Origin of the sequence: Jatrophihabitans sp. (assembly GCF_051960575.1) — a bacterium.
In the GTDB taxonomy this organism is placed as follows: domain Bacteria; phylum Actinomycetota; class Actinomycetes; order Mycobacteriales; family Jatrophihabitantaceae; genus JBQCEE01.
The window spans coordinates 1-7997 of the sequence record NZ_JBQCEE010000041.1 but is presented as its reverse complement, the minus strand read 5'-3'; the positions used below and the strand labels follow the sequence as shown (position 1 = coordinate 7997).

Genomic DNA, 7997 nt, shown 5'->3' with positions numbered 1-7997 from the left:
CTCGCGCTCGGCCCACGACGCGTCGTACCAGTCGGCGACGGCCACCCGCGAGCTCGCCCACGCGACGCGCAACCATCACAGCCAGATGCAGGACATCAAGCAGGTCGACACGTCCTACCACGCCTCGTTGGCGCAGGCCGGGGGCAATCCGGCCGCGGCGACGGTCGACCACCACCAGCGCATGCAGCAGCACGAGCAGAACCGGCAGGAGGCGGTGCGGCAGGCCCAGCTGCTCGACGCCAAGGGCGACGAGTACGACGCGATGCTCAAGCGCACGAGCTGGCCGCGCATGAGCAGCCGCGGAACGACGACGACCCCGCCACCGCGCACGCACCCGGTGGTGTCGCCGCCGCCGACCTCGGTGCCGCCCGACACCGTGCACCCGAACCCGGTCACGGTCGACCCGACCACCACCGTCACGCCACCGCCGACAATCAGGAAGTCGAATGATCTGGTCGGCTCGGACACCGGCGGTGCCACGACGAGCGCCGGCCTGATCGGCGGCACCGGCGGCGGCCCGCTGGGTGGCTCCGGCTCGGGTTCCGGCCTCGGTTCCGGCCTGGGCGGGTCGGGTCTGGGCGGCTCGGGTCTGGGCGGTTCCGGCGGCGGGCTGTCGGGCCTCACGGACGGCCTGGCCGGAGGTCTGGAGGGCGGTCTGGCCGGCGGCCCCGGTGGTGAGGGCGCCCGCGGCGGGCTCGGAGCGAATGCGCTCGCCGAGGAGGCCCGCACGGGATTCCGCCCCGGCGCAGCGGCCGGCGAGGGCGCGCGCGGCGGCATGTACGGCCCGGGCGGCGGGTCACGTCGCGGCGGTGGCGACGAGGAGGAGAAGCGTCGCCCCGACTACCTGGAGGAGCCCGACGACCCGTGGGGCGTCGGCATCGACAAGGCCGTGCCCTCGGTCATCGGCGGGGAGGACGACGCATGACGCAGGACAAGGCCGAATTCGTCGGCGAGGCGGTCGGTCAGGTCGTGTGGGTCGGGCCGACCACCCACCCACCCGCGCCGCACTACACCGACACCCTCGACTCGACCGCGGTGGCCGGCGGCGCGGGCGACGTGCAGGTATCGCCGGCCGAGCTGGACCGGTACATCGCGAACCTGCAGGATTTCCTCGCGCAGATCCAGCAGACCGTCGCGAGCAACGAGGCGGCGTTGAGCCGGCCCGACCAGGTGCTCGTGCTCGGCCCGCAGATCGGTGGCGTGGCGCGCGCGGTGGAGACCGCGGGACGCAAGTCGGACCGGCTCATGCGCACGCTGCAGACGTTCCACGAGGCTCTCTCGCACGACGTCGCCGCGGTGCAGGCGGCGCGGCAGAGCTACGTGGGCACCGACGAGGACGCGGCGCTGAACATCGCGCAGGCCGGCGGCGCGGTCTGAGGCATCGCGCCACCCTTGGTGCTCGCGACGCTCCGGCTCGCCGCACGGGTGGACGAGCGGGCGACGCGTGCCGAGGAGCACCTGCTGGCCACGCTCGCGGGCCACAGCGGGACCAGGCGCATCGACGGCGTCGAGTCGGCGGTGCGCACCTCGATGCACATCGCGACGCGCAACTCCGCCGGGCTGTCCGAGGCGATCGGGTCGGTGCGACGCATGCTGCGCAAGAACCTCAGCGATCTGTACGAGGCCTACGCGGCGTACCTGCGCGCCGACGACGACGCAACCAACCAGCTGGTGGCCGCGGGCCGGCCCCTCGACGCGCTCGACGGCTGGACCATGCGGTGACGCTCCGTACACTGACCTGTTGTGCCTGTCGAGTCGCTGTTCCCCGCCCTGGAAGCCTTGCTGCCCAAGGTCAGCAAGCCCATCCAGTACGTCGGCGGTGAGCTGAACGCCCGCATCAAGGACTGGGACGCCGCAGAGGTCCACTGGGCCCTGATGTACCCCGACGCGTACGAGGTCGGCCTGCCCAACCAGGGCGTGCAGATCCTGTACGAGGTGCTCAACGAGCGCGAGGACGCGCTGGCCGAGCGCACCTACTCGGTGTGGCCCGACCTCGAGGCGCTGATGCGCGAGCACGGGGTCGGCCAGTTCACGGTCGACGCGCACCGTCCCGTGGCCGCGTTCGACCTGCTGGGTGTGTCGTTCTCCACCGAGCTCGGCTACACCAACCTGCTCACCGCCCTCGATCTGTCCGGGGTGCCTCTGCATGCTGCCGACCGCGACGAGACGCATCCGGTCGTGGTGGCCGGTGGGCACGCCGCGTTCAACCCCGAGCCGATCGCCGACTTCGTCGACGCCGCCGTGCTCGGCGACGGCGAGCAGGCCGTCGGCGCGATCACCGATGTGGTGCGCGACTGGAAGCGCGCGGGACGTCCGGGTGGCCGTGACGAGCTGCTGCTGCGCCTGGCCGCCACCGGCGGGGTCTACGTGCCGCGCTTCTACGACGTCACGTACCTGCCCGACGGTCGGATCGAGGCCGTCGTGCCCAACCGTCCCGGCGTGCCGGAGCGGGTCAGCAAGCACACCGTCATGAACCTCGACGAGTGGCCGTACCCGAAGACACCGCTGGTGCCGCTGGCCGAGTCGGTGCACGAGCGCATGTCCGTCGAGATCTTCCGTGGCTGCACGCGCGGCTGCCGGTTCTGCCAGGCCGGGATGATCACCCGTCCTGTGCGCGAGCGCAGCATCGAGACCGTCGGCGCGATGGTCGACGCGGGCCTGCGCGCGACGGGGTTCGAGGAGGTCGGCCTGCTGTCGCTGTCCAGCGCCGACCATAGCGAGATCGGCGAGATGGCCAAGCAGCTCGCCGACCGCTACGCCGAGGACAAGGTCAGCCTCTCGCTGCCGTCGACGCGCGTCGACGCGTTCAACATCGACCTGGCCAACGAGTTCTCCCGCAACGGGCGCCGCTCGGGGCTCACGTTCGCGCCCGAGGGCGGGTCGGAGCGGCTGCGCCGCGTCATCAACAAGATGGTCAGCAAGGACGACCTGATCCGCACCGTCACCGCCGCGTACGGGCAGGGCTGGCGGCAGGTGAAGCTGTACTTCATGTGCGGTCTGCCGACCGAGACCGACGAGGACGTGCTCGAGATCGCCGAGATGGCGCACGACGTCATCCGGGCCGGCCGCGCGGCGTCGGGCACGAAGGACATCCGCTGCACCGTCTCGATCGGCGGGTTCGTGCCGAAGCCGCACACCCCGTTCCAGTGGGCGGCGATGAGCGATCCCGCCACGATCGACAGCCGCCTTGCCAAGCTGCGCGCTGCGATCAACGCCGACCGCTCGCTGGGCCGCAACATCGGCATGCGCTACCACGACGGCGAGCCGTCGCTGGTCGAGGGACTGCTCAGCCGCGGCGACCGCCGCGTCGGTGCCGTCATCGAGGCGGTCTGGCGTGACGGCGGCCGCTTCGACGGCTGGTCGGAGCACTTCTCGTTCCAGCGCTGGATGACCGCCGCCGAGCAGACCGGCGTCGACGTGCACTGGTACACGACCCGCGAGCGCGACGGCGACGAGGTGCTGCCCTGGGACCACCTCGACTCGGGCCTCGACAAGCAGTGGCTCTGGGACGACTGGCAGGACGCGCTGGGGGAGTTCGAGCAGGACGACTGCCGCTGGACGCCGTGCTTCGACTGCGGCGTCTGCTCGAACATGGGCACGGACATCCAGATCGGCCCGACCGGGCGCTCGCTGCTGCCCGTCCTGCCGCGCTGACCCGGCCGTTCCGCCCCGTCCGCGAGCCCCGCGGAGGGTCGTCGACCGCCCCGGCGCGCGTCCGGGCGGAATGTCGGGTTTAATCAAGCCCGAGTGCACCCGGAGACAGCGTTGGGGGACGTCGGCATGCCACGAACGGTGAGCGCCGCGGCGACGGTGTCGTCGGTGCTGCTCGCGGCCGCGCTGAGCGCCGGCTGCACGTCGTCCGGCTCGCCGAAGGCCGATGCCCCGTCGTCGACGCCCGCGACCTCGGCGACCTCGTCCGCCGCCCCGACGTCGACCACGCCCGCGCCGTCGAGCAGCAGCGCCACGAGCGCCGCGCCGCCGCCGCTCTCGCCGTTCGAGGCGGACCCGGCCGTCCGGGCGCTGCGGCTGTTCGGTGCCGAGGGGGCGCGGGCCATCACCGCCGGCAAGGTCACGACGCCCGCCTTCGACGCGACGATGACCCCCACCCTGCGTCCGGACGCGAAGTTGTTCACGGGCGACGAGCGTGGCCTGCGCTATCCGGGGCCGCTGCCCTTCACCCCCGTCCGGGTGCAGGTGCGGTCGGGCACCGAGCGCGAGGTGCGGCTGTGCATCGTGGCGCAGGGCTTCGCGGTCAGCCCGAAGACCGGCAAGCCGGTCACCAAGCGCGCCGTCCAGGCGATCGACGCGACGGTCGTGCGCCAGGGCGGGGTGTGGCTGGTCAACACCTTCGAAGGCGCGTCGTTCTCGTGCGCCGGCGTGACGATCCAGGAGCCGACATGGTCTCAGTCCTGACGTCCTGGCGGGCCCGTGCGGCAACCGTCCTCGCGCTGGTCGCCGTCGTGCTCCTCGCGGCGGCACCGTCCGCGTGGGCGTTCGGTCACCAGCCGCCGGGCGGCGGCGGCAACCCCACCCCGCCGCCGTCGGACCAGTCGGGCGGATCGTCCGGCGGCAACGCGCAGACCACGACGCAGAACTGCTCGGTGTACGCGACGCCCACCGACATCGGCCTGTCGTGCATCGGCGGCGGCGAGGGCGACATCACCACGGTGAAGGATCTCCTGCACGGCGACCCGGTGCCGACGTGCTGGGACGACCCCATCAGCGACAGCGACCTGCAGCACATCTACGGCTACGAGAAGGTCGACGGCGTCACCTACTACCTGCACTCGTGCATCACCGGGCTCGACGTGAACCGGTCGCTGTTCTACCAGCCGGACCTCAACCTCTCGCAGAGCGTCATCGAGATCCCCGACCCGGCGGCGCGGTGCCCGCGCCCGTTCACGACCGACCAGGTCGGGAAGTGCGTGCAGTGGCTCACCGCCCACCAGCACGACGTCGTCAGCCACGTGATCACCGCGGGCGCCGAGATCCCGGGCGTCGTGATCGCCGAGCGGCCCTCGCCGAAGGTGCGCACCGACCAGCCGACCGCCTTCGTCGACACCAACCGGCTGCTCGACACCCCGGTGCGCCAGATCGGGGGCGTGCGGGTCTGGGCCGTGCTCGACGACCAGTACATCGAGCCGAACGGTGCCGGCGTCGCACCGCGGAAGCAGTGCCGCCTCACCGCCGACGTGCAGGCCGACGACACCCCCGACACCGCGCCGGACGCCTGCTGGTGGAGCTATCCGCAGTCGTCGGCCGGCCAGCCGGGCAAGGTCTATCCGTTCCGGGCGTCGGTGCACTGGACCGTGTACTACGCCGACCGCGCCGGCACCCACGTGCTCGCGCAGTTCGTCAAGTACTCGCAGCTGCAGCTGCCGGTCTACGACGTGCAGGAGCTCGTCACCGATTAGCCGGGGCGCCCGCTGCGTAGGTTCCATGGCATGGAGTACCGCACCCTCGGACGCAGCGGCTGCGCCGTCTCGTCCCTCTGCCTCGGCACGATGACCTTCGGCGCCGAGAGCGCCGAGGACGTCGCCCACGCCCAGCTCGACCGCTTCGTCGAGGCGGGGGGCACGTTCGTCGACACCGCCGACGTGTACTCGGCCGGCGTGTCGGAGGAGATCATCGGCCGCTGGTTCGCCTCGCGTCCGGCCGACGTCACCGAGGCGGTGGTGCTGGCGACGAAGGGACGCTTCCCGACCGGCACCTCGCCGAACAGCACCGGGCTGTCGGCGCGGCACCTCACCCGCGCCCTGGACGCGTCGCTGCGACGCCTCGGCGTGGACGCGGTCGACCTCTACCAGGTGCACGCGTTCGACCCCTGCACGCCGATCGACGAGACGGTGCGCACGCTCGACGGGTTCGTCCGGGCCGGGAAGATCCGCTACTACGGCCTGTCGAACTTCACCGGCTGGCAGCTCACCAAGCTGGTGCACGTCGCCCGTGCGCTCGGCGCGGCACCGCCGGTGACGCTGCAGCCGCAGTACAGCCTGCTCGTGCGCGAGATCGAGTGGGAGATCGTGCCGGCGTCGCTGGACGCGGGGCTGGGCCTGCTGCCGTGGAGCCCCTTGGGCGGCGGCTACCTCTCGGGCAAGTACCGGCGCGACCAGCGGCCGACGGGCGCGACGCGACTCGGCGAGGACCCGGGCCGCGGCATGGAGGCGTGGGACCGCCGTGCCACCGACCGCACGTGGGACGTCATCGCCGCGGTGCAGGACATCGCCGAGGCGCGGGGCGTGTCGATGGCCGAGATCGCGCTGGCGTGGGTCACCGACCGGCCGGGCGTGACCTCGACGATCCTCGGCGCGCGCACCCTCGAGCAGCTTGAGACGAACCTGCGGGCCGCCGACCTGCACCTCACGGCCGACGAGACCGCCCGGCTGGACGAGGTCAGCGCGCCGCCGGTCGGCGACTACCCGTACGGCGAGCTGGGCCTCGACCAGCGCAGCCGCACGCTCGCCGACGGGTGGTGATGGCCCGGCTGGCAGACTGACCGGCATGGCACGCCGTGTTCCCGAGGGCCCGCCGCCGGCGCCCACGGTGCAGCGGCTGCGGGTGCGCTACGCCAAGCGCGGACGGCTGCGGTTCACGTCCCACCGCGACTTCGCCCGCGCGTTCGAGCGTGCGCTGCGCCGCGCCGACGTCCCGATGGCCTACTCGGCGGGGTTCACACCCCACCCGAAGATCAGCTACGTCGGCGCGTCGCCGACGGGTGTCGCCAGCGAGGCCGAGTACCTCGAGATCGGCCTGACCGAGCAGCGCTCGCCCGAGGCGCTGCGGGCGGCGCTGGACGCCGCGCTGCCCGATGGGATCGACATCGTCGAGGTCGTGCCGGCCGGCCCCGGGTCGCTGGCCGACCGGATGGAGGCCTCGCACTGGCGCATCGAGCTGCCCGGGGTGTCCGTCGAGACGCTGCAGGAGGCCGTCGACGACTTCCTGGCGCGGGCCGAGGTGCCCATCGAGCGCATGCTCAAGACCGGTCTGCGGACGATCGACGTGCGTGCCGCGGTGATCTCCGCCGGGGTCAGCGGCGCTGCTGATCACGGCCCGGGTGTGGCGCGTGCGATACTGGACGTGGTCGTGCGGCAGGTGACCCCTACCGTCCGACCCGACGACGTTCTCGCCGCGCTGCGTTCGGTCGCCGGTCTCGCCCCCGCGGCGCCGCCCCTGGCGGTGCGCGTGGCGCAGGGTCCGCTCGACGACACCGGCCCGGTGGTGGTTGTCGGTGACCCGCTGGCCGCCGACCGATCCGCCGGTCACACGGCCCCGTCGGCGTAGCAAGCCTGATCGCTCGACAGCAGTGCAACCGGGCCGCACCCAGCGGTCCCGATGAAGACTTCGCGGACGGTCGGTCCGCCCCGCGGGACCCTCCCGCCGGATCGGCCGCTCGCCACAACCGCCCCTGTGCGGTGGCGTTCGACCTGGACGCCCCCGGGGGCCGAACGGAGTGACCCGAGCACATGCTCGAACCCACCGACAGCACCGACACCACCACCGACAGCACGCCGGACACCGGCACGCTGCAGGACGCGGGCCAGACGGCCGCGGCGGAGACAGCGGCGCCGGCCAAGGCGCCGCGCAAGCGGGCGCCGCGCAAGGCGGCCGCGAAGAAGGCGGCCCCGCCGGCCGAGGCGCCGGTCGAGGCGGTCGTCCCCGCGGACGTGCCGCTGCCGGCCGTGGCGCCGTCCGACGCGGCCGACGTGCCCGTCGTCGTCTCGCCCGAGGCCGCCGACGCCGCGGCTGACGCAGCCGCCGCCGAGGCCGCGGCCCCGGCGAAGAAGGCGGCCCGCAAGCGGGCGCCGCGCAAGACCGCCGCCGCCCGCGCCGCCGAGGCAGCTGCGGCCGAGGCCGAGGCGGCCGAGGCGGCTGCTGCGGTCGAGGCCGCCGCCGAGCTCGTGCCGCCCGCCGACGAGGCCGCCACCGCCGAGGCGCCGGCCGTCCCGGCGAAGAAGGCCCCGCGGAAGCGGGCCCGGAAGGCGACGGCCCCGGCCGGT

Annotated in this window: 7 protein-coding genes and 2 pseudogenes; all 9 read left to right on the top strand. The window is 73.3% G+C overall.

All coding sequences use genetic code 11. The features are described from left to right. A pseudogene (locus ACTHMS_RS01965) lies at positions 1-925 on the top strand (hypothetical protein); the annotation flags it as partial. Then, positions 922-1377: a hypothetical protein gene (locus tag ACTHMS_RS01960; RefSeq protein ID WP_440304997.1), complete on the top strand. Its 456-nt coding sequence runs from the start codon at positions 922-924 to the stop codon at positions 1375-1377. The pseudogene ACTHMS_RS01965 and the gene ACTHMS_RS01960, both read left to right, overlap by 4 nt. Positions 1378-1395: 18 nt before the next feature. Then, the gene (locus ACTHMS_RS01955; RefSeq protein ID WP_440304996.1) at positions 1396-1722 is read left to right on the top strand and encodes a hypothetical protein; all 327 of its coding nucleotides are present in this window, start codon (positions 1396-1398) and stop codon (positions 1720-1722) included. Between the two features lie 21 nt (positions 1723-1743). Continuing rightward, positions 1744-3654 carry a TIGR03960 family B12-binding radical SAM protein gene (locus ACTHMS_RS01950; protein WP_440304995.1) on the top strand — a complete coding sequence of 637 codons (1911 nt, stop codon included), beginning with the start codon at positions 1744-1746 and terminating at the stop codon, positions 3652-3654. A 126-nt stretch (positions 3655-3780) separates the two neighbouring features. Further along, positions 3781-4413 (top strand): hypothetical protein, encoded by a 633-nt coding sequence (locus ACTHMS_RS01945; RefSeq protein ID WP_440304994.1) that lies wholly within the window; start codon positions 3781-3783, stop codon positions 4411-4413. After that, a complete protein-coding gene (locus tag ACTHMS_RS01940) occupies positions 4398-5414 on the top strand; it encodes a hypothetical protein (protein ID WP_440304993.1) in 1017 nt (338 codons plus the stop codon). The genes ACTHMS_RS01945 and ACTHMS_RS01940 overlap by 16 nt, the downstream gene beginning before the upstream one ends. A gap of 30 nt (positions 5415-5444) precedes the next feature. Then, the gene (locus ACTHMS_RS01935; protein ID WP_440304992.1) at positions 5445-6476 is read left to right on the top strand and encodes an aldo/keto reductase; all 1032 of its coding nucleotides are present in this window, start codon (positions 5445-5447) and stop codon (positions 6474-6476) included. 25 nt (positions 6477-6501) lie between these two features. Further along, complete coding sequence (locus tag ACTHMS_RS01930; RefSeq protein ID WP_440304991.1) at positions 6502-7281, top strand: TIGR03936 family radical SAM-associated protein; 780 nt, start codon at positions 6502-6504, stop codon at positions 7279-7281. A 182-nt stretch (positions 7282-7463) separates the two neighbouring features. After that, positions 7464-7997: pseudogene (locus ACTHMS_RS01925) on the top strand (hypothetical protein); the annotation flags it as partial.

What these genes read in the sequence shown, in the direction of transcription:
- ACTHMS_RS01945 (WP_440304994.1), top strand. Translation starts at nt 3,781, where the DNA reads ATGCCACGAACGGTGAGCGCCGCGGCGACGGTGTCGTCGGTGCTGCTC.
- ACTHMS_RS01935 (WP_440304992.1), top strand. Translation starts at nt 5,445, where the DNA reads ATGGAGTACCGCACCCTCGGACGCAGCGGCTGCGCCGTCTCGTCCCTC.
- ACTHMS_RS01930 (WP_440304991.1), top strand. Translation starts at nt 6,502, where the DNA reads ATGGCACGCCGTGTTCCCGAGGGCCCGCCGCCGGCGCCCACGGTGCAG.
- ACTHMS_RS01960 (WP_440304997.1), top strand. Translation starts at nt 922, where the DNA reads ATGACGCAGGACAAGGCCGAATTCGTCGGCGAGGCGGTCGGTCAGGTC.
- ACTHMS_RS01940 (WP_440304993.1), top strand. Translation starts at nt 4,398, where the DNA reads ATGGTCTCAGTCCTGACGTCCTGGCGGGCCCGTGCGGCAACCGTCCTC.